We start from the raw sequence: 22,733 nt of genomic DNA, 5'->3' as shown, positions 1-22,733 counted from the left end.
ATTTAATGGTTATGCTCACTGTGTCCATCGCATTGTCCATTACCGCCGTCATACTTCACTGTTTCAGGTTGAAGAAGAATATGGGTAGCTCCGGCATGTGAAAGGTCATGGCGAAGGGTTTCGATAATGGTTTCAACTTCTCCAAGGGTTAATGTTTCATCAAGGACAATATGGGCGGAAAAATAATGCTCACGGCTGGAGGGGTGATTGAGATGGATATCATGCGTTTGGCAGACCATCGGATGGTTGATAAGGATAGTCGAGAGCTTCGCTACCATTTTAGGATCGGCACGATCCATAAGGCTGTGAAACGATCTCGCTAAAAGCTTGCCGCTGGCGATGAAAATCACCAATGCAAAGAGTAACGATAAAACGGAGTCTATCCACGGTATCCCCCATAAGATCATCGCTCCTCCGCCCAATACGACGGCGAGGGAGAGAATTGCATCGCTTGCCATGTGCCAAAAGGCGGCACGGACGTTGAGATCGTGCTCCGCTTCCTCTTCTTCGTCATCATCATGGGTATGCACATGAGCATGTCCCCCTAAGATTACGGCACTGGCAGCATTGACGAGCAGTGCCACCCCCGCCGTAATCATGGTAAGCCATCCGTTTACCGGCATCGGGTGCAGCAGACGATCCACCGCCTCCACCGCTACCCATATCATCAAGAGGGATAAAAAGCCAGCATTGATAAAGGTAGCCATCATCTCAGAGCGGACATATCCATACGTCATTTCAGCGTTAGCCGGACGAGTTCCAAGGCCAAGTGCAATTACTGTGACGACAAGGGCGAGAACATCGCTTAGGTTATGCCATGCGTCAGAGAGCAGTGCGAGTGACCCGCTGATAACACCGACGGTACTCTCTATGATAACGATGGCAATATTGAGGGCAATGACCAATGCAACACGGCGTTGATCGGCTGATAGGTTTTTAATTATGCTCATACCTCTCCTTTCGTATCGATGCTGTATGCCGCTAACGGCACATAGACAAGAGTTAGCAATGTCCCCACCAGCAACCCTCCGATGGCGACATCGGCCAGTGGGCTGAGACGCTCCAGCCCCACTGCCCATTCAAACGCTATAGGGAGCATCCCCGCAATCGTTCCGAAAGCCGTCATCATAACGGGGCGGAAACGGACTTTGACCGATTCAACGGCACTCTCATACGGCGGATTGGTTTTTCGATGCGCTTGATAAAAATCGATCAACAGAACTGAGTTCTTGATGATGATACCAAACAGCAATAAGATTCCCAACATGCTTGGCATACAGCTGGGTTTGTCAAACAGCAGCATCCCCCATGCAGCACCGATCATTGAGAGGGGGAGGACGAGAATCATTACCCCTGCCAGACGTGCCGAAGCATAGATCGCCGTGAGGACGACGAAGAGCAATAATACGCCCACTCCGATCGCTTTAATCATCCGTTTGAATGAATCGTTGAGCTGAACGATGTCCCCTTGCTGTGTCACCGTAGTACTGTTCAATGTGAGTTGTTTGATCACCGCCTCAGCATCGTCGGTGATATGGGTGATGGGGCGCTTGGCACGATAGCCGTTGACATCCAGACTGTAAAGCAGTCCGTCACGCTCTAATTTGGCAGGCGTCATTTGTGTATTTAACGTCGCAACGGCACTCAAAGGGATGATTCCGGCATTGGAATTGATCGGAAGGTTTTCCAGCGAGAGAGGGTGTTCTTGGAAACTCCCTGCCAAATAAAGACGCACGGGCTGATTGTTCATCGAGGCAAGATTACCGCTGAGGGCGACGATTTGACCCCGTATAGGTATTTGGCTCAAAATAGAGAGGGGAGTGAGACCGTACGAGAGGGCTTTATCGGTGTCGATGGAGACGTCGATCTCGCTCATATCCTCCCGCCAGCTTGGGGTGATGCTCGTTAGTCCGCGCACCTCTTGCAACGAGGCGATGAGCGTTTTGGCGTCCGTGTACAATTCATCGGGGACGGCGGAGGTGAGCCGGATATCGAGCGGTGCTTTGATCGACGAATTGGCCGTTGCGCCGAAATCGTACACATCGACCGATTTGACCCCTGCGAGCGTGCCCAGCTGAGAGCGAATCTCCTCTTCAATTTGCCAGAGCGTTTTGGTTCTCTCGAAGCGATTGGTACACAGAATCGTCATAGTGGCTTCGGTAGAGAGACTGCCGCTTCCCAACGATAATACCCCCTCTTCGCTCCCGAATGCCGTGGAGCTGGTGCGGACATACTTTTGGTTATTCAACCATCCGAAGAAGGGTTTGAGTTTGGCCGTGGCATCTTCGACACGATCGTTGGAGCTAAAGGCTATTTTGACCTTGACAATTCCCGTGTCCATCGGCGGCATCGCATCTTTACCGATGAGAGGCATGACCACTTTCATACTTACGACGAGCAGTGCCAAGACACCGACAACCAGGAGGGCTTTACGCCATGCCGTACGTCCGGTATTGGAAAAGTGCAAGATGGAGAGATACGGCGAAACAAGACGCCCCATCGTGTTTTGATAAAAGTGCTCAAATCCCACTTCAAACCGATTTTTCGTGACACCGTTACGATAGAGATAAGCTGAAAACTTCGGTATTAAGGTGATTGAGAGGATATAAGAGACGATGAGGGCAATGATGAGGGTCGAAATCAAAGGGCGGTAGATCGTCTGAGGAAAATCGCCTACGAACATGAGCGGTGCGATAATGACGATCGTCGCAATCGTTCCGGCAAAGACGGGGGCGATGACTTCGCGGGTTCCGTGGATGATCGCATCTTCGAGACTCTCGTGCATCTCAACCAGATGGCGTTCGATATTCTCCAACACCACCACGGCATCATCGACGAGCATCCCTAACGCCAAAATAATCGCCGTATAGACGACGATGTTCAACTCTCCTCCGCCAAGCCAAATCACCCCGATGGTGCCTAAAAAGACGAGTGGAATTGAGAGGGCTGCTGCGGCAATGGCGCGTAAGTTGCCCAAGAAAAACAACAAAACAATAAGGGTAAAAATGATCGCGTCTCGCAACGCTTCGAGCATATTGGAGTTGGCGGTTTCGATCAGGTCACGCTGCGTATCGACGATTGTAAAATCGATATTGGGATACTTTTTGGAAAGTTGTGCAATTTGGTCGCGGGCGATTTTGCTGGTCGCTAAAACACTCCCTTTGGCGGAGCGTTGAATAGAAAGAGCGATCGATTCCGTGCCGTTTCCGAAATAGGCGCTGAAAGGTTCCTCTTCGCTCCATGACACACTCGCAATATCCCCTAGACGGAGGTTGGGAGCAACGCTGAGATTGCTTAGACTCTCCGGATCGCTTTTTTCTCCGTAATAGGTGAGGGTCGTAAACCCGTCGTTGTTTTTCACGAATCCCAAAGGGGTGTCTTTATCCAAAGCACTAATGGTTTTGGCGATTGTCTCCATATCCAGATGCGCGCTTGCGACTTTGGCGGAATCGAGGCGGATGCTCAAGGCGCTTTGATGTCCCCCGAACACTTCGACATTGCCGATCCCCGGAGTGGAGAGGAGGCGAGGTTTGATAAAACTGTCGGAAATTTTACGAATATCTGCTAAGGTGAGGGTAGCATTTTTAGGAGACATCGAGACCACTTCGACGGGGAGGGTAAACGCCCCCGTAACATAAACCGTCGGGTTGAGTCCTGCGGGGAGTTTGGCTTTGGCAGTGGAAAGAGCATTGGTTACATCAACCGCTGCCCCCTCAAGCCCTTTGTCGTATTCAAACTCGGCGCGAACGATCGAGAAATTTGCCATATTGGTGGAGCTGACGGTTCGGATGAGCCCAAGACGTGCAATCTCCTCTTCGATCGGTTTGGAGACGGAACTTGCGGCAACTTTGGCCGTCATCCCCGGAGCCTGCGTAATTACAACGACCGTGGGGCGATCCGAATCGGGGAAGAGATTTTTCGGCAATGTTGCCAGACCGATAACCCCTGTGATGAGCATCGTTAAGACGATAGCGACCAGATGGTAGGGTCGGCGGTAAAAAAATTCGAACATGGGTTACTCTTTGGCGGCGAGTGAGGCACCGCCGAGGAGTTTGAGAAGGATATCGGGTTTGGCGAGAGCAAGGCGGCCGCTTGGAACACTCTGAGCAACAAATCCTTCATCCCCTTGGGCTACAACGCGAATTTCATGCGCTTTGGCACTATGCCCATCGACCACCAAGACATAGGCTTTCGCTTCTTTGAGCAAGACCGCTTCGCGGGGTAGAAAGATCCCATTTCCCTCGAACGTCACCATTTTTGTCTCGATACGGGCACCGGAGGGGAGATTTAAAGCCATATCGGCGCGGTATTCATCCATACCGTTATTGTTTTGCAAAAAGTGCAGTGGAGAGCGGCGCTTCTCATAAAGGAGCGTTTTAGCCGGGGTTCCGAGAGCGACGCGCACCCACAGATAGGAGCCATTTTTTGCACGAATAGAAGCCAACGGTTTGCCTGGAGTTGCCACATCGCCTACGGCGGCAAAGGTTTCACCGACGATTCCCTCAACCGGGGCGCGAAGGGTTGCGTAGTCCAACTGCGTATTGAGATTCGCAATGTCTGATTTGATCTGTGATTGTTTGGATTTCACACCGCTTAAATCCGCTCCCAGCAGTGCAATACGGGACTCTTCCCCCTGAGATTGCTCGATCGAAGCCCCCTTAACGGCGAGGAGTTCAAGGGTCCGTTTATGAGACTCTTTTTCATGCTCCAAGGCAAGCGCTTTGGCTTTTTCTTCGTTTAGAGCGGCTCCAAGGACACTGTTTAACCCCTCTTTTTTTGCGACCAAATCACGATTATCCAAACGGACAACAACCTCTCCGGCTTTAACGCTTGTCCCCGAGGGGAGTATGGAGAGGACGCTGGCGGGAAATTTGGCACCCAAAGAGGCGTCACGGTCATTTTTGACCAGTGCCAATACCGGAGCAGTGAGGGTGACATTTCCCTCACTCGGAGTGAACGTTTTTACGCTCAGATCGTAACTGATGAGTACTGGGGTAGCGGCATTGGCAGCCATTTTCTTTTTGACCGCAACGACGGCTCCGATGATGAGCAAGAGGATGAGGACTAGGGTGATACTTTTTTTCATTGGACGATCTCCTTAAAATCTTTTCCACTTATGGCGGTACGCTGGGCAATATTTTGCCAGAGGGTTGCATCGATGGCGTAGAGGGCAGCTTTGGCACTGAAGAGGGCATCTTCGTAGCGCAGATACTCTTCTTGAACCATCCGCTCCGTGGAGTAGGCGACGCGAGCCGTTTTAAGCATCTCTTCGTAGTTGGCAACGCTTTGCAGCGCAAGGAGCCGCGATTGTTTCAATAGGGCGTATTGATCGCTCAAAGCGGTGTAGGTATTGTGAGTCTCCAGAGTTGTTTGGGAGAGGGATACGCGCGCTTTTTGTTCTTCGATGCGTGAGAGTTCTATAGCGCTGAGACGCTCTTTATCAAACAGCGGCATGGTGAGGGTCAGGGCAACGCTTCCGTAATCGCGTGAGACAGAATCGCCGTTGTTGTACGCTTCACCCATCCTATGAAAATACGCAGCGTTCGCAACCAGTGTAGGATAGAGAGACTCTTTTGCCGCACGACCTGTAAGATTGGCCACTTTTACCTCTTGCTCTTTTGCCGATACCGCAAGATATTCATGATTGTCATCCTCTTCTATCAAGCGCATCGGGACGGAGTGGCCGATTTTTTTATCGGTAAGGATGGCAATGGTTTTTTGGGTTTCGAGAATGGCGTTGTGAGTCTCTTGGACTTTCAGACGGGTTTGATTGATCTGCTCATCCACTTTGGTGAGTTCGATTTCAGCGGTACGGCCGTTTCGGGTTTTAATCCGGATACTCTCTTGGGTAGAAGCGAGGGAACGCTCTTTCGCCTCCAGAGCCAAAGTGAGATTTTCAAGGTACTCAAGACGTGCATTGGAAGCGATGAGAAGCGCATCACGTTCGGCGATTGAAATACGTCGTTTAAGTGATTGAGAGGTGACGTTTTCACGTGCTTTTTCGGTATTGGTGAGCAACGTTTTGACAAACAGCGGCATGGATACCGTGGCTCCCGCAGAGGTCATGGTTTGTACATACGGGTATGGCCCTCCCGATGCACTGATTTGAGAAAGTTCAGTTATCGTGACCGGGCGCAGGTTGGTGGGGGTATTGAAATGTTCAATACTTCCGAGGAGAGATAACTTCGGGTACAGCGCAGCAGCTGCGGCATCCGATTGGGCTTCCGCACTGTTTAGCGCGAGATCGGAGAGTTGCTGATTGGGGGCTTTATGTGCTGCGTCCAGCCATTCGTGTATCGTATCGGCATAGAGTGCAGAACTTATGAACAAAAGGGAGAAGGCGAGTGAGAGGGGATAGTGTTTCATAAAGACTCTAATGCGCTTTGATCAATTCGATAATTTCAGCGACACTGAGTAATTTTCCGGTACTGAGCACTTTTCCATCAATGACGAGTCCTGGGGTACTCATAACACCGTATTCCATTATCTTCATGATGTCTTCGACCTTTTCGATTTGAGCAAATTTACCGCTTTGAGCTACCGCTTGTTTCGTCGCCTCTTCGAGGGCTTTGCATTTGGAACAGCCCGTTCCTAATATTTCGATTTTCATTGGTGGTCTCCTATCAGACACTCTTGCATCATCGGTGCTAAGGTTTGGGCATCCACATCCCCGGTAATGGTGATGGTAGAACCTCCTTCAACGTTAGCGAGCTTGATCGATTCGATCTTTTGCATCATTGCAGGGTCACATTCACACGAACATTCTCCACTTTTACACGCCTCTATTTTTGCGCTTAACTCTTCGGTGCTAAAGCCGGTAAGAAAAGCTTTTACTCCGCCTGTATGGTTCATCATTTCTATTTTCATATTAACTCCTATTAAGTTATAAAATTGCGTTAAACAAGTATCCGACACCGATTATACCCAGCGTTACCGTACCAAAAAAAATGGCAATGAGTTTGAAGCTCATGATCCGCTTGAGAATCATTGCCTCAGGCAGCGAAAGGGCGGTGATCGCCATCATAAACGACAATGCCGTCCCCATCAGCATCCCTTTGGAGGTGAGCACTTCAATGAGAGGCATCACCCCTGCGGCATTAGAGTACATAGGTACGCCCAGTAGGGTTACAAGAGGAACTGCAAAGATATTATCCGCTCCGGCAACAGAGGTGATAAACTCGGTGGGGACATATCCGTGGATAAAAGCACCCACTCCGACACCGGCAAGGACATAGATCCATGTTTTGGTGAGTATGTCCCCAGTATACTCTTTGGCATCTTTGAGTCGAATACCAAAGGTAATTTTTTGATCCTCTGCCGTGATCTCTCCATGAATCGGTTTAACCTCGATGAGGATCTCTTTTTCCAGTTTGAGACGTCCAATGACAATACCGCCGATGATGGCTACCATCAAACCAAATCCGATATACGATGCCGCCACTTTCCATCCGAACATGGTTAACAGCATCGCAATAGCGATTTCATTATTGAGCGGTGCGGAGATGAGGTAGCTAAACGTCACTCCAAGCGGAATACGTGCCTGTAAAAAGCCCAAAAAGAGCGGAATAGCCGAGCACGAGCAAAATGGGGTGATGATCCCAAACAGAGCGGCGAGGACATTTCCGGTGAACTCGTGCTTTTTACTCAAATATACTCGAACCTTCTCGGTAGAAAAGTACGAGCGGAGCAGGGTAATCGCAAAGATAATCGTGGTGAGTAAAAAGAGGATTTTTACCGTATCGTAGATAAAAAAGTTGAGGGCATCGGCGAGTTTATCACCACGTGATAGACTAAACCACTGATAAACGATGGTATTGACGCTCTCTTGCCACATCAGTCGCACAGCTCCGCTTTAATGATCGGCAATAGAGTTTCTTCAATAAGAGCGAGTGTGTTCGCATACTCTGCCACCTCTTTTCCACTTGGGTCCTCGAACGCGACATGGATCGTTTTTACCGCTTTAGGGAACATAGGACACGTTTCATGTGCATGATCGCAGACGGTGACGACGAGATCGAACGGAGTATCGATAACCGTATCGATCACTTTGGAGTGATAATCCTCTCTCCAGTACCCTTTAGATTCCAAAAGCGCTTGCGCGTGAGGATTCACTTTTCCGCTGGCTTTGACCCCTGAACTTTGGGCAAATACACAATCTCCCATTTTTGCATTAATCAAAGCTTCACCCATGATCGAGCGGCAGCTGTTGCCGGTACAGAGGATAAGGACATTTTTCATAATTTACAATCTCCAGTTTCAGATAGTTTAATAAGTGGGGGAAGTTCAATTCCCAAACAGCGGATTTCAGCCAATGCCTCACTACGGAAGCGATCAAGAGGGGAACGGATAGAATAATACGCCCATGTACCGCATCGATCGACCCGTAAAAATCCTCCCTCTTTGAGGATTTTGAGGTGGCGGGATAGGCGTGATTGTATCATCCCGAAACTCTCTTGGAGATCACAGACACAGAGTGCCCCGTGCGTATCCAAAAAGGCGAGGAGTTTGATACGGGTTTCGTCGTTAAGTGATGATACGGTTTCCAGAAAAACATCCATGCATGACCTCCGATTTGTGACAGTGTAACGAAATAAAAATAATATATCAAGATATATTGATATTATGATACAATTTCCCCAATGAAGCTTTCGGAGATGAATATGGTTTTAGCGGTAGGGGTATTTTTAGCGACTTTGGTATTTGTTATATGGCAGCCCAGAGGGTTGCAGATCGGAACGACTGCCGTCGTCGGAGCGTTGATTGCTTTAGTACTGGGAGTCGTCAGTCTAGGTGACGTATGGACGGTAACCTCCATCGTATGGGACGCAACCCTGGCATTTATCGGAATCATACTCCTCTCGATGGTACTCGATGAGATCGGATTTTTTGAATGGGCGGCGCTGAAGATGGCACGGCTCAGCGGCGGAAACGGTCATTTGATGTTTGTCTATATCCTCCTTCTTGGAGCTATCGTATCGGCTTTTTTTGCCAATGACGGTGCAGCATTGATCCTGACCCCCATTGTGCTTGCAAAGATGAAGCATCTTAAATTGAATCCGTTAGCGATGTTCGCTTTTTTGATGGCGGGGGGATTTATCGGCGACAGTGCCTCCAATCCCTTAGTAATCAGTAATCTTACCAATATCGTAACGGCGGGGTATTTTCACCTAGGATTTTGGGAATACGCTAAAACGATGGCTTTGCCGAACCTTCTCAGCATCATCGCATCTATCGCGGTATTATGGGTCTACTTTCGAAAAGAGATTCCGAACCGCATCGATATATCGGAATTGGCAATCCCTGAGTCCGTTATCAAAAATAGGACAATGTTCCGCCTCAGCTGGTGGTTTTTAGCTCTTTTAATGATCGGCTATTTTATCGGCGACCGCTATCATCTCCCCGTGTCGCTATTCGCCCTCGGCGGAGCATTGATCTTTCTTGCTATCGCGACCTATTTTAAAGCGACCAAACCGATTATGACGATCAAAGCGGCACCGTGGCAGGTCGTATGGTTCAGTATCGGCCTTTACGTCGTTGTCTACGGTCTTAAAAACGGAGGACTTACGACCTATTTGGCAGGATTGATTACCCAGTTGCAGGCGATGGGTAATGTCTATGCCGTGATCGGTACGGGCTTTCTCTCCGCTATCCTCAGCTCGGTCATGAACAACATGCCCACCATCATGGTGATGGATATCGCAATTGGCGAAGCGGGGAATCATGCACTGGCGTATGCCAATATCATCGGCTGTAATCTCGGACCTAAAATGACCCCGATAGGATCGCTCGCGACCTTGCTGTGGCTTCATGTTCTGGCGCAAAAAGGGGTCAAGATCGGATGGGGTGAGTATATGAAAGTAGGGCTGGTTATTACACCGCCGGTGTTGCTAATAGCATTACTTGGGCTAATTTAAGCCCCCTTCGAAGAATTTTATTTACCTTTATACCGACAATGAATAAATGTTCACACTAACTTCACACTCGTTATGTTAAAGTTTCTATGCCAGTGTTATATATATTAGAATAACTTATTATAAATATAAGACTAAAATATAATTGGTACGCTTTTTGCTTGCTTTTTAAGTGCTTAAAAACACAATTCTTCGAAGGAGGTTATTATGACAATCGGCAGTTCTCTAATGGCATCTCAGTATACGAACTCAAACGTTCAAGCCCAAAGCGGTGCGAGTGGATATGCTAGTCAAGGTGGAGGTGTAGACTTTAGCTCTATGGCTCAACAGTTTATGTCAACAATGGATACGAATAAAAGCGGTTCAGTTGATAAAGCGGAATTCTCTCAAGCAGCGCAAGCATTAGCGCAAAATGCCAATAACAGCAGTAGCAGCAACGTCAATGCCGCATTTGCTAAAATTGATACAAACGGCGATGGTCAAATCAGCTCGGATGAAATGATGGCTGCTTTAAAACAAGCCAGCACTCAAACACAAGGCAAACATCATCACGGTCATCATCATCATTCTTCTGATGCAAGTGCATCTACTGCGACTTCACAATCGACTCAAACAGACTCATCCACTCAAGCGTCAACTATGAGTGATGTACAAAAGTCTTTGTTTAATAAGATTATGGCAACCTACGGTAATTCGGCTCTTTCGCTTTCAACAGGTACATCTGCAACTACTGTAGCTTAACGGATCTGTATTGTATTTGTACAATTTTGAAACGTTTACAACGCCTTGTGAGCTTCATATTGAAGCTCATACCCAATCAGAAGCCGATAATGCGGCTCAAACAATTTTCTTTCATACCAAGCAGTTTGAACATCGCTATAGTTATTTTAGCAAAACTTCCGAGATTTATGCCATTAATCACCGAGAAACAAACACGCTCAATATCAGTGATGAACTGACGGGTATTCTTCAAATGGCGATTTTTTATAAAAGAATTACTCAAGGAGTTTTTGATGTTGCTTTATCTGGCACACTCAAAGCATCATTAAAAGCGCCAACATTTGAAGAGTATACTCAACAACGAAAAGAACTGCTGCAATTTGCTTCGTTGGAACATGTCACTCTTGTAGGAAATTGTCTTAGCTTTTCTAATGATTTTACAAAAATAGATTTAGGCGGTATCGTAAAAGAGTACGCCGTCGATCAAGCGGTATTACAATTGCAATCCTTGGGTATCCCGTCCGCTTTGATTAATTTTGGCGGGGATATTTCTGCTTATGGTAGCTGTCATGATCTCCCTTGGAAAATTGGAATTGAAGATCCGGTTTCATCTGATATGAATTTAATAGAAGTTGAGCTTCACGATCAATCCCTATGTACATCAGGACACTCTAAACGTTACACTACCATTGAAGATCAAAATATTACACATATCGTGGGTGCTTCGCAAAACATTCAGCAATATACGCAAGTGAGTATTATTGCACCTACAACGCTTGATGCCGGGATATGGAGCACTGCGTTACTGATTAATCCAGACCTTAAGCTCCCCCCGCATCTTCAACTCATATACGGATTACAATAAAGATACCATGAAAGTGATTTCAGATTTGAAGATTGTCAATGTGAGCGAAAAGTTCTTGTGAATATACAACCCTAATTGCCTTTTGAAGTACATATAAAATCGGATTTTTTAATACAATGCTTACCGCATATCGGATAGAATTACCCCTTCACTATCTTAATGTGTTCAAAGAGTATGAATGAGAAAAAAATTGCTTCTATCTGAATTTATATGAAAAAGATCTCTTTTTTTGTCCTTATTGTAGGACTCTGCCTCAGCTTGGTATTGAGTTTTTTAGTCCATAAACAAAATCAGAGAACGGTTTTAACCGATTTTCTTGGTCACACTGAGCGCATGACAACCATAATTGTCGATACAATGGATGCCAATAAACAACTGTTGTATGATGGGGTTGGACTTTTTGAAGCAAAAGGTTCGTTAAATCGCTCTGAATGGAAGCGCTATATTGATGCCACAAAGATGGAAAAGCATTACCCCGGCATTCAGGGAATTGGATACAGTGCTGTCCTTCAACCAAACGAATTACAGCACCATATTCAAGATATCCGCGCAGAAGGGTTCTCCGGATATTCGGTTCATCCAGAAGGGAGCCGAGATTTTTATACACCGGTCATATATCTAGAACCCTTTAACGAACGTAATCAACGAGCTTTTGGCTATGACATGTTTACCGAAAGTGTTCGGCGTCAAGCCATAATACAAGCCATAGAGAGTACTCAAGCATCAATGAGTGGAAAAGTGCGGCTTATACAGGAAAACGGTACGGATGAACAAGCGGGGTTGCTGCTGTATGTTCCGCTTTACAAAAAGAATATGCCTCTAACAACCCGACATGAGCGTTGGGCTGCGATTCAGGGGGTTGTTTTTGCGCCACTGCGTACAAAAAAACTTTTTTCCCATGTTTTGAAGAATTCCATTACAGATATTAAGCTTAGAATTTACGATGGAAACAGTACAGATACGGGTACTTTGCTTTTTGATTCATCCCCAAAAGCAAAAATACGAAATGATCTATCTTTTAACAAAACCGTATCCATTAATGGACGTCATTGGATATTGGAGTATTCTGCACTGGAAAATTTTGATCGTGATTATGACGCGCAAGCTTATTTGATTATTTTGATCAGTGGATTTGCAATCAGTTTTTTACTTTACGGTCTTTTAAATTCGCTTGCTCGTACAAAAGAAAAAGCACAATCTTTGGCGGATGCAATGACCAAAGAACTTCATGATAATAAAGAAGAGTTAAGTACCCACAAACGACTGTTCCAAACGATTCTTGATGCAATACCCCATATCATCTTACTTAAAGATCGAGACGGTAAGTTTGTTTATGCCAATCAAACGCTTGCCGATATGTATGGAACTACCTCAGAAGCAATGATGGGAAAAGATGATACGTTTTTTACGGGAGATAAAGAGCAAACCGATATGTTTACAAAATTTATCCAAGAGACCATTGCTTCCGGTAAGACACAAACTTATTATAAAGATGTTAAAAATCCTAAAACAGGAGAAATTCGAAATTATCAGTCCATCAAAAAGCCCATTTCGATTGGATCGGATGGGAATACGAATGTCCTTATTGTCTCAAGCGATTTCACTGAAATGCATGAATTAAATAAGACGATTGCCGATGAACGGCATCGTTATAAAACACTCATGGAGCTAGCATCCGATGGGGTTCATATTCTTGATACAGAGGGAAAACTCATTGAATTTAGCGACTCCTTTGCCAAAATGCTTGGGTATTCCAGAGAGGAAATGAAAGATTTTACGGTTCACAACTGGGAAGCAATGATACCGTCGGATGATCTCATTGCTGTTTTGAATGAATATATGAAAGAACCGGTAACCTTTGAGACAAAGCATCGAAGGAAAGATGGGACGATTCGTGACGTCCAAATTGTTGCCAGTGGTCTTGAAATAGATGGGAAAATGTATCAATATGCATCAGCAAGAGATATTTCTGAACAAAAACGTTATCAAGACAATTTACAAAATATGCTTGAACAAAGTCCTATTGCTGTTCGAATAGTGAAGCAAGGAAAACGCGAAGTTATTTTTGCCAATCAGGCCTATGCACGACTCATTCAATCGGATAAAATATCGGTTATTGGAAAAAATCCGCGTGATTACTATGCAAATAAAAATGAATTTGATGCAATTGTTACTCGACTGGAGAATAACGAAACCATTATTAATAAACTCGTTCAGCTTACTATTAATGGCCAAGCAGTATGGGCACTAGCCTCTTATATCCCTATGGAATTTGATGGAGAAGAGTGTATCCTAGGATGGTTTTATGATATTACTGAGCAGATAAAACTCCAAGAAGAGCTTGTAAAGCAACGTGACTTTGTTGACACAATCTTCGATACAGCAAAAACCATTATGGCCGTTATTGATCAAGATGGACGGATGATCCGTTTTAATAAAATGGGCGAAGAAGTTATGGGGTACTCTCAGGAAGAGGTTGCCAGCGAACCCTTTTTCTGGGCGAGATTTTTATTGCCTGATCAACAAGCAGATGTCATAAAGATGTTTGAGCATGTTCACGAAAATGGAATTAAATCGCGCTATATCAACGATTGGATTGGAAAAGACGGAAAACAGCATACGTTTGATTGGTCTAATTCTCTTATACCCATTCAAAATGGTACGGCACAATATTTAGTAACAATTGGTATCGATATCACGGAACAAAAAAAAGTTCAAGAAAGCTTGAAACAGCAAAAAGAGGAGTTAGAAACCATTTTCAATATTTCACGCGATGGAATCGCTGTTCTCGATCTGGAATCAAGATTTCTTGAGGTAAACGCGGCCTATTTGAATATGACCGGTTTTACGCGCGAAGAGCTCTTGGCAACATCATGTATCGAGCTTAGCACACCGGAAACACGCTTACTCGCCATTGAAGCGATAAATATCGCTCTGAAACAAGGGTTTCTCGATTCTTTTGAAAAAACCTGTATTGTTAAAAATGGAAAACGGGTGACGGTTAGTATGTCGGTATCTTTGATGCCTGATCAACAACGCTTTTTAATCAGTGTCAAAGATATTACACAAATGAAAGAGCATGAGCATCAGCTGGAATATATTGCCCATTATGATCCTTTAACGGGACTTCCAAATCGTATATTACAATCAGACCGTTTGCGCCAATCGATGATGCAGGTAGAACGCCGTGGAGTACATATAGCCATTGTCTATCTTGACCTTGATGGATTTAAAGGGATTAACGACTCTTATGGTCATGCTGCGGGAGATCAGTTATTAATTGAACTGTCGGTGCGGATGAGACAAGGACTTCGTGAGGGGGATACCCTTTCTCGTATTGGAGGAGATGAATTTATAGCAATATTGCCAGACCTCTCTGATACCTCTGCAGCATTGCCTATTATTAATCGATTACTTGAAGCTGCTGCAGAGCCTGTTTTACTTGGAGATTTGCTTGTACATGTATCCGCAAGTATCGGAGTGACTTTTTATCCCCAAAACGATGATATGGATGCCGATCAGTTGATTCGTCAAGCAGATCAGGCTATGTACAAAGCCAAACAATCGGGTAAAAATCACTATCATATTTTCAATCCGGAAGATGATACTGTAAGTATGTTATGAAAATCTAACGGGTGTCAACAAGGCTCATTGATAGAATAAAACTAATGATTTCTTCATTTAGGACAGGTATGATTGTCCCTTAAAAAATTTTTGAATTTTTAAGGGATAATCATGCGTTTTATCTGGCTTCAGATTCTGGCACTTCCTCTTTTGGCTGCCCCTTACACTATGGGCGAGTTGATGGATCATGCGGTTCAAAACGACGCTTCCTTGAAAGCGGATCGTGAGATATTACAGCAATATTTTTATCAAAAAGAGTCGGTAAAACTCTGGGACAATCCTGAACTGTCTCTCTCCTATACGAATACCAAACCGGAAGGGATTGAGCGAAAAAACGAATATGGTATCGCTGTTATACAATCGATTCAAAAGCCTGCCCTCCGATCGGCTAAACAGCGACTATTGGATGCAAAAATACTGCAACTCAATGCGCTTATTTCCCAAAAAGAGAATGAAATAAATGGGAATGTACGGCAAAAAACGTACCTCTATACGATCGCCTCTATGATGTCTGATAAAGCGGATGAGACACTCTCTTTGGCCTCTGCCTTACGTCAAAAAGGGGAAAAAAAGTTTCAGCAAGGGGCCATTTCCAAAGTGGATCTGCTTAAACTGAAAGTTGAAGAAGAGAAAGTTGCCCAAGAGGCAAAAACGGCATTAATGAAGCGTGACATTGCCGTGCAGACACTTGCCGCGAGCGCACGGTTAGCTACAAGTGTTGAACTCACTCACCCCAATCTTCCGCAACCGCTTCCTAATGATTTTGAGATTGTACTGGATACTTTGCCGATGTTGTCGTATTTTAAAGCGGCCAATGATGAATACCGTGCCGAAAAAGAGGTAGCTATTGAATCGGTTATTCCGGGATTTAAAGCAGGATTGGGATATCAGGAGATGTACGATCAGAAAGCGCTAATCGCTTCGGTGTCGATTCCGATCCCAATCTTGCATCGCAATGAACCACTTATTAAAAATGCTGAAAGCAAATTGGCAGAAAATAACCTCCGCGAACAGGCATACCGCTATGAAACAGGACAAAAAATTATCCGGTATCAGCAGATGCTTCGTTCGCTTTCGATGCTAATGGTGTCTCAGCAGGGGGTTATCACTCAGGCAAAAGAGATGGAATCCATGGCTCAAAAAAGTTATGACGAGGGATATGGGACATTGCTTGAACTCATTGATGCCCGTCGTGTCCTTTTAACCAATCAAAAAGAGCTGTATACCACCCTCGAAAATTATTACGACACACTCGGCGAAATACAAAAAATTATCCCCCCCATTGAGGAAACAAAATGAAAAAATTACTAATTATCCCACTTGCCGGAGCTATCATTGCCCTAAGCGGGAATGAAATCATCCTCACATCGAAGCAAATAGCCGATATTGGGATTGTTACAGCACCGCTCACAACAAGTGAAACCCTCTCTCAGTCGAATCTTCCGGCAACCGTTGTCATTCCGCCGCGTCAGCTCTCCATTGCGTCATCCATGCAAGGCGGGGTCGTCCAAAAAGTTTTTGTCGGTGTCGGCGATACGATACGAGCAGGGCAAACGGTCGCTTTGGTCTCCTCTACGGAGGGGCTGACCTTGCAGCGTGAGTATTTGCAAACGGCATCGCGGCTGAGTCGATTGGAATCTCTCGTAAAAAAAGATGAAACACTCTATAAAGAGGGGATTATTTCCGAACGCGAATTTCTCAAAAGCAAACAGGAAACAGCGCTTCTCTCAACCGAACTGGCTGAAAAGAGGGGGATGATGAAAATGATGGGGGTTTCTCCTTCGAATACGGGGACATTGAATACCACCAGCGCGGTAAAAGCACCCATCAACGGAATCGTTCTTGAGCAGTCTGCCATCATCGGTCAAAAAATTGATGCGATGAGCCCGATTTACAAGATTGCCGATCTCTCAACCTTGTGGATTGAGATACAAACTCCCGCATCCATTGCTAAGAGCATCAAAGTCGGAGATATGATTCGGACCAATTTGGGGGCAATGGCCAAAGTGATAAAAATATCAAGTGGTGTTGAACTCCAAAATCAGTCGGTCATCATCCGCGCTGTAATCACTGCAGGCAAAGAACTGGTTCGTCCCGGACAGTTTGTTCAGGCTGCAGTCCAAACACCCAGCGTCAGAAGTATCGTCGTCCCCAAAAATGGGTTGATCCGCAACAAAGGGGAGAATATTGTGTTTGTCAAAACATCCAGAGGCTTTTCACCGATCAGCGTTAAGATTCTGAAAGAGGAGTGTACAACCTTTATTATTTCGGGGCCACTTAAAGGAAACGAACAGATTGCTATACGGGGAATTATACCGCTTAAAGGGATCTGGCTTGGCGGCAAGGGTAATTCAAAATGAATAAACTGATTTCTCTGGCACTGACTCAGCGTGTTCTTGTCTTTGTCGCAATGATCATGCTTCTAGTGGGTGGATATACCGCTTTTAAAAAGCTCCCGTTTGACGCTTTTCCTGAAGTCTCTTCTCCTCAGGTTAAAATCATTATGAAAGCACCGGGAATGACTCCCGAAGAGGTCGAAACCCGCATTATTGCCCCTATCGAGACGGAGATGTTGGGGATACCAAACCAAAAACTTCTCCGTTCTACTGCCAAATACGGTATATCCGATATAACTATCGATTTTAAAGAGGGGACCGATATTTATTGGGCACGCGCTCAAATCAGTGAAAAACTAAACGGTATGATGGGTTCTCTCCCCGCGTCAGCCAGTGGCGGTTTAGCCCCTATTACGACCCCGCTCGGTGAAATATTTATGTTTACCGTAGAAGGAAACCTTACCCTTGCCGAAAAACGGACGCTGCTTGATTGGACGATTCGGCCGATTTTGCGAACGATCCCGGGAGTAGCCGATTTTAACAGCCTTGGCGGTGAAGTCAAAAGTTATTTGGTTAAACCGAATTACTCGATACTGGGACCTCTCGGTATATCGGTCAAAGAGATTGAGACTGCGCTAAAATCGAATAATAAAAATGACGGTGCCGGACGGATACATGAGGGGGAAGAGGCATTTTTGGTTCGTTCGGAGGGGAATATAAAAAACCTCGATGATATTCGCTCTATTGTCCTGCGAAATACGGATGGTCGAATTGTCCGTGTCGGAGATGTTGCTGTCGTAGAATTTGATAAACTCACTCGAAGCGGTTTTATGACTAAAAATGGGATAAGTGAGACGGTGGCAGGACAAGTGTTATCACTCAAAGGGGCAAATGCTCGGGATATTACGGCAGAGGTTAAAGAGAAGCTTTCAGCGATCAAACTTCCTAAAGGGGTGAGTCTTGATGTTTATTATGACCGAAGTAATCTTGTAGACAAGTCTATTTATACGGTCTCTAAAGCTCTGATTGAGGCGGTTGTCCTTGTTCTTATTCTTTTATTGCTTTTCTTGGGTGATTTTCGTGCGGCGATTACGGTCGCAGTGATGGTTCCTATGGCAGTATTGGCTACGTTTATACTGATTCGTCAATTCGGTATGTCGGCTAATCTTATGAGTCTTGGGGGGCTTACCATTGCTATCGGGATGCTGGTTGACTCAGGGATTGTTGTCGTTGAAAATATTATCGGACATTTGGGACAATCTCATGGCAAAAATATCCCTAAACTGCATATTATTTATCGAGCGACCAAAGAGGTTTCCACTCCGGTGGTATCAGGGATTATAATTATCGCGATGGTCTTTTTACCGCTGATGTCACTCGAAGGGATCGAGGGTAAAATGTTTATCCCTGTCGCCTTGACTATCATCTTTGCATTGCTGGCATCTTTGATACTCTCCATGACCGTTATCCCTGTTCTGGCTTCCGTCTTTCTCAAAGTAGAGGATGATCATGAGTCATGGCTTGTTCGTAAACTGATGGCACTGTATTCTCCTGCACTGGTTTGGGCACTGGCTAACGGCCGAAAAGTGACATTGGGGGCGATTGGGGCACTTTTCCTTGCCGGTCTACTGTATACTCAAATCGGTAAGACGTTTATGCCGACGCTTGATGAGGGCGATGTTGTCATTAGCTTTGAAACCATCCCCTCTGTCAATATTGACGCATCCAAAGAGCTGATACTTCGTATTGAAAAAAAGATGATGGAACGTATACCTGAAATAAAGACGATCGTTGCCCGTACCGGTTCCGATGAATTGGGACTTGATCCTATGGGATTGGGGCAAAGCGATGCTTTTTTTGTGCTTAAACCTATGAATGAATGGCGGGTACACGATAAAGAGTGGATTTTAAATGAGATGCGTCAAGTTGTCGTAGGCTTTCCCGGAGTTACCTTTAGTTTTGGGCAGCCTATCGAGATGAGGATTTCTGAAATGCTTACGGGTGTTCGCGGTGATGTGGCGCTCAAGATATTCGGGACAGATCTGACTAAACTAAACCAAATAGCCTTGCAAATTCAAGATATATTGAAAAAAACGGATGGAAGTATCGATGTATTGACGCCGATAAATGAAGGGATGCAGTATCTTCGAATCGATATTGATCGTCTTGCTGTTGGAAATTTTGGATTGAGTGTGGATGAAGTTCAAGAGTTACTCAAGACGGCGTTGGAGGGGAGCCAAATTGGAATTGTCATTCAAGAGGGGCGTCGCAGCCCTGTTATTGTACGAGGAGAAAATAACTTTCGTGATTCGGTTAGTGCTTTCAGTAATATGCTTATCGCTCTCCCGAACGGTAAAAGCGTCCCTTTAAGTGCTTTGGCTAAAATAGAGCGGATCGAAGGGCCTGTATTGATTAATCGCGAAAGCGGCATGAGGATGTCGGTGATTCGCAGTAATGTTCAAGGTCGGGATCTCGTCAGTTTTGTCGAAGAAGCCAAAGCCAAAGTAGCTAAAGAGGTTGATCTTCCGGATGGATATTATCTCAAGTGGGGCGGGGAATTTGAAAATCAGCAACGCGCTGCGGCACGACTCGCCATCGTTGTTCCCATAGCGATTGCTTTTATCTTTTTGCTCCTCTTTATTACCTTTGGTTCTATGAAACAGGCTGGACTTGTTTTGACTAATATTCCTTTTGCTATGATTGGTGGAGTGGTTGCATTATGGTTATCAGGCGAATATCTATCGGTTCCGGCATCCGTGGGTTTCATTGCATTATTAGGAATCGCTGTTTTGAATGGTGTTGTAATGGTCACCTATTTTAACCAGCTGCGCTCACTGGGACACTCCATACACGTGGTGGTGGTCGAAGGGGCTAAACGACGATTTAGACCGGTTATGATGACGGCGAGTATTGCCGCCTTTGGACTTGTACCTTTGCTCTTTGCTACGGGGCCGGGATCGGAGATCCAGAAACCTTTGGCTATTGTTGTTATCGGAGGATTGATTACATCAACCCTATTGACACTGATTCTTCTGCCGATTTTTTATCGATGGCTGGAATCGACCCAAACTGAAAAAGAGGAGCTTGCATGAGTGAAACACGCCAGCTTATGACCATCGTCATCACACCGGACATTGAAGATATCGTTGTCGATTGGCTCCTTGATCGACCTGAAATCGAGCGATTTAACTCCTATCAAGTTAAATCATACAACAAAGAGCACTCAAGCTACACTGCGATAGAAAAGGTGACGGGATGGAAACGTAAGATTGCCATACGGGTTTTATTTCCTACCGAAATTATCCCTGAAATCATTCGGCAGATGAAAGTCGAATTCGCAAATTCAGGTATTTACTATCGCATTACCCCATTTTTTGATGATGGTGTTATCTGATTATGCGAATATTGATTGTTGAAGACGACCCTGATCTTCGGGAGCTTTTGGAGTCAATACTTTCGGCTAAATACACGGTGGACGCCGTAGGCGATTCCGCCGTTGCTGTGGAATACATCGATGCTTACCGTTACAGTGTTATTTTGATCGATCGGAATCTGCTGGGGAGTGATGTCGGATTGCGTCTTATTCCTCCCAGTAAAGCAAAAAATCCGCATTGCGGTATTTTGGTTATGAGTGCTTACGGCAGCGCCGAGGATAAAATCGAAGGACTTAATCAGGGGGCAGATGATTACATCGAAAAACCGTTTGATATCGGTGAACTGCTTGCCCGAATCAATGCTCTTTCACGCCGCTTTGCACCCTCTCAGTTAGTATGGGACGGAGTCAGTATTGATATCACTACGCGGCAGGTTACTCTCAATGCCCAAGCCGTTATCTTGACAAAAAAAGAAGATGCTCTCCTTTTTACCCTGTTAGGACGGCTAGGGCATATCGTTTCTCGCGATGAAATTATCGACAGTATTTATGAACATCCCGGAGATGTTGCGTCAAACACGATCGATGTGCTGATTAACAGCCTCCGAAAAAAATTGAGTCCGGAATTGATAAAAACCATAAAAACCCGAGGATACATGATTGAACACCCTTAAGAGTAAAATCATCGCTTTTTTTCTTGTTACAGCATTTATGATTTTTTCATCTCTCGCTGTTTTGATCCTCAAAATGGAACGGCAAGACCGGATCGAAGAGTTAAACACTTTGCTCTATCATATATCCTCCGAAATCACAGCAGAGTATCTTGATCTCTCTAACCCTGTCGCCGATCTTAGCTACCTTCAGGGGATCGATACCGTACGCACTCTGAGCGCCGATAACGCTATCAGTAATCCACTGTTTGAGATTATTTCCAATCCATCACAGCAAAAAAAGAGTAATGATCGTATTTCGGTCATCTCGAAACTTTCGAACGGATACTATTTTGTGGTTAGCAGTGATACCCATCTTATTGACAAAAATCTTGGACATTTGACGGTTAAACTCTATCTCTCTTTTTTTGGTGCGTTGAGCTTGTTAACCCTCTTGTTTTATCTTATATTGCGGAAATTGCTAGAACCGATGGAAGAGCTGGTCCGTGCTTGTGATACGATTGATTTAGAAGGGCATCCTGAGCATTTGCCAATCTCATCTGCGAGTATTGAAATTCAGAGGCTTGGTTCTGCTTTGCAGAGTTTGGTCGATAAAGTAGCATTTTTTCGAGATAAAGAGCGCGATATGTTCAAAGAAGCCGCCCATCAGATCAAAACCCCTATGGCAATTTTGAAGGCGCGATTGGATCACTATTCGCTTGATCCATCGGCTGATAAGGAAAAATTTCTGATTCAAGCAAACGGTGATATCGCAAAACTTCTGAAATATCTCAAAGAGCTGCTTCTGGTCCATCAAAGCCAAATATCTAAAAATGAATCCGCTGAGCGTATCGATATGGCAAATCTCATTTCAGGTATAACGACGTATGCCGCCCCATTATTGCAACGCAAAGAGCAGTCTGTTATTTTGGAAACCGAGTCAACCTTTTCGGTTACAACGTATCGAAATTCTCTGATGAAACTTATTTTAACCATTTTAGAAAATTGTATCAATCACGCTCCCACCGGATCTTCGATCACGATAACCTTGAGTGCATCCGACTCTAAAATCACTTTTGCTAATAGAATATCAAACCACCATATGCCGACACTGTTTAATTCCAATCTCGGACTTAAAATAATCCGAGAACTCTCTACCTCACTAAATATAAGTGTTACGGTGGAAGAGTCAGATACCGTTTTTCTTCTCTCTCTTAAGTTAAAATAGCAAACTGTTTTAGGGTAAGGATCACA

Annotated in this window: 19 protein-coding genes; 10 read left to right on the top strand and 9 right to left on the bottom strand. The window is 45.1% G+C overall.

All coding sequences use genetic code 11. The features are described from left to right. Positions 1-2 precede the first annotated feature (2 nt). The 9 genes from WC407_RS00990 to WC407_RS00950 are packed head-to-tail and all read right to left on the bottom strand — an operon-like array spanning position 3 to position 8,558. Positions 3-950, bottom strand: coding sequence for a cation diffusion facilitator family transporter (locus tag WC407_RS00990; RefSeq protein WP_373020176.1), 948 nt, complete (start codon positions 948-950; stop codon positions 3-5). Continuing rightward, positions 947-4,012, bottom strand: coding sequence for an efflux RND transporter permease subunit (locus tag WC407_RS00985; RefSeq protein WP_373020172.1), 3,066 nt, complete (start codon positions 4,010-4,012; stop codon positions 947-949). Before WC407_RS00985 ends, WC407_RS00990 begins: the two co-directional genes overlap by 4 nt. A gap of 3 nt (positions 4,013-4,015) precedes the next feature. Then, positions 4,016-5,086, bottom strand: a complete 1,071-nt coding sequence (locus tag WC407_RS00980) for an efflux RND transporter periplasmic adaptor subunit (protein ID WP_373020170.1) — start codon at positions 5,084-5,086, stop codon at positions 4,016-4,018. Then, positions 5,083-6,366: a TolC family protein gene (locus WC407_RS00975; RefSeq protein WP_373020168.1), complete on the bottom strand. Its 1,284-nt coding sequence runs from the start codon at positions 6,364-6,366 to the stop codon at positions 5,083-5,085. Before WC407_RS00975 ends, WC407_RS00980 begins: the two co-directional genes overlap by 4 nt. A 7-nt stretch (positions 6,367-6,373) precedes the next feature. Then, positions 6,374-6,610, bottom strand: coding sequence for a thioredoxin family protein (locus WC407_RS00970; RefSeq protein ID WP_373020164.1), 237 nt, complete (start codon positions 6,608-6,610; stop codon positions 6,374-6,376). Then, positions 6,607-6,867: a hypothetical protein gene (locus tag WC407_RS00965; protein ID WP_373020162.1), complete on the bottom strand. Its 261-nt coding sequence runs from the start codon at positions 6,865-6,867 to the stop codon at positions 6,607-6,609. The genes WC407_RS00970 and WC407_RS00965 overlap by 4 nt, the downstream gene beginning before the upstream one ends. 16 nt (positions 6,868-6,883) lie before the next feature. Beyond that, the gene (locus tag WC407_RS00960; protein ID WP_373021088.1) at positions 6,884-7,834 is read right to left on the bottom strand and encodes a permease; all 951 of its coding nucleotides are present in this window, start codon (positions 7,832-7,834) and stop codon (positions 6,884-6,886) included. Continuing rightward, positions 7,834-8,238: an arsenate reductase ArsC gene (locus WC407_RS00955; protein WP_373020160.1), complete on the bottom strand. Its 405-nt coding sequence runs from the start codon at positions 8,236-8,238 to the stop codon at positions 7,834-7,836. The genes WC407_RS00960 and WC407_RS00955 overlap by 1 nt, the downstream gene beginning before the upstream one ends. After that, entirely contained in the window at positions 8,235-8,558 is a 324-nt protein-coding gene (locus WC407_RS00950) for an ArsR/SmtB family transcription factor (protein WP_373020156.1), read from the bottom strand. The genes WC407_RS00955 and WC407_RS00950 overlap by 4 nt, the downstream gene beginning before the upstream one ends. A gap of 81 nt (positions 8,559-8,639) precedes the next feature. On the opposite strand from WC407_RS00950, the gene WC407_RS00945 reads away from it, so the two are divergent. From WC407_RS00945 to WC407_RS00900, 10 genes are all read left to right on the top strand, one after another. Next, positions 8,640-9,914: an arsenic transporter gene (locus tag WC407_RS00945; protein ID WP_373020154.1), complete on the top strand. Its 1,275-nt coding sequence runs from the start codon at positions 8,640-8,642 to the stop codon at positions 9,912-9,914. 204 nt (positions 9,915-10,118) lie between these two features. Continuing rightward, positions 10,119-10,652 (top strand): EF-hand domain-containing protein, encoded by a 534-nt coding sequence (locus tag WC407_RS00940; RefSeq protein ID WP_373020152.1) that lies wholly within the window; start codon positions 10,119-10,121, stop codon positions 10,650-10,652. A gap of 16 nt (positions 10,653-10,668) precedes the next feature. Further along, complete coding sequence (locus WC407_RS00935) at positions 10,669-11,496, top strand: FAD:protein FMN transferase (protein ID WP_373020150.1); 828 nt, start codon at positions 10,669-10,671, stop codon at positions 11,494-11,496. A 333-nt stretch (positions 11,497-11,829) separates the two neighbouring features. Next, entirely contained in the window at positions 11,830-15,120 is a 3,291-nt protein-coding gene (locus WC407_RS00930; protein WP_373020148.1) for a PAS domain S-box protein, read from the top strand. A gap of 111 nt (positions 15,121-15,231) precedes the next feature. Further along, entirely contained in the window at positions 15,232-16,419 is a 1,188-nt protein-coding gene (locus WC407_RS00925; protein WP_373020146.1) for a TolC family protein, read from the top strand. Continuing rightward, positions 16,416-17,480, top strand: a complete 1,065-nt coding sequence (locus WC407_RS00920) for an efflux RND transporter periplasmic adaptor subunit (RefSeq protein ID WP_373020144.1) — start codon at positions 16,416-16,418, stop codon at positions 17,478-17,480. The genes WC407_RS00925 and WC407_RS00920 overlap by 4 nt, the downstream gene beginning before the upstream one ends. Beyond that, positions 17,477-20,548, top strand: coding sequence for an efflux RND transporter permease subunit (locus WC407_RS00915; RefSeq protein WP_373020141.1), 3,072 nt, complete (start codon positions 17,477-17,479; stop codon positions 20,546-20,548). The genes WC407_RS00920 and WC407_RS00915 overlap by 4 nt, the downstream gene beginning before the upstream one ends. Further along, complete coding sequence (locus tag WC407_RS00910; protein WP_373020139.1) at positions 20,545-20,850, top strand: DUF3240 family protein; 306 nt, start codon at positions 20,545-20,547, stop codon at positions 20,848-20,850. Before WC407_RS00915 ends, WC407_RS00910 begins: the two co-directional genes overlap by 4 nt. Before the next feature lie 2 nt (positions 20,851-20,852). Beyond that, the gene (locus WC407_RS00905) at positions 20,853-21,503 is read left to right on the top strand and encodes a response regulator transcription factor (RefSeq protein WP_373020137.1); all 651 of its coding nucleotides are present in this window, start codon (positions 20,853-20,855) and stop codon (positions 21,501-21,503) included. Further along, positions 21,490-22,707 (top strand): sensor histidine kinase, encoded by a 1,218-nt coding sequence (locus WC407_RS00900; RefSeq protein WP_373020134.1) that lies wholly within the window; start codon positions 21,490-21,492, stop codon positions 22,705-22,707. The genes WC407_RS00905 and WC407_RS00900 overlap by 14 nt, the downstream gene beginning before the upstream one ends. Positions 22,708-22,733: the final 26 nt, after the last annotated feature.

This window comes from Sulfuricurvum sp., from assembly GCF_041651515.1.
GTDB lineage: Bacteria > Campylobacterota > Campylobacteria > Campylobacterales > Sulfurimonadaceae > Sulfuricurvum.
The sequence above is the reverse complement of the archived record's forward strand: the minus strand, read 5'-3'. Positions and strand labels throughout refer to the sequence as shown.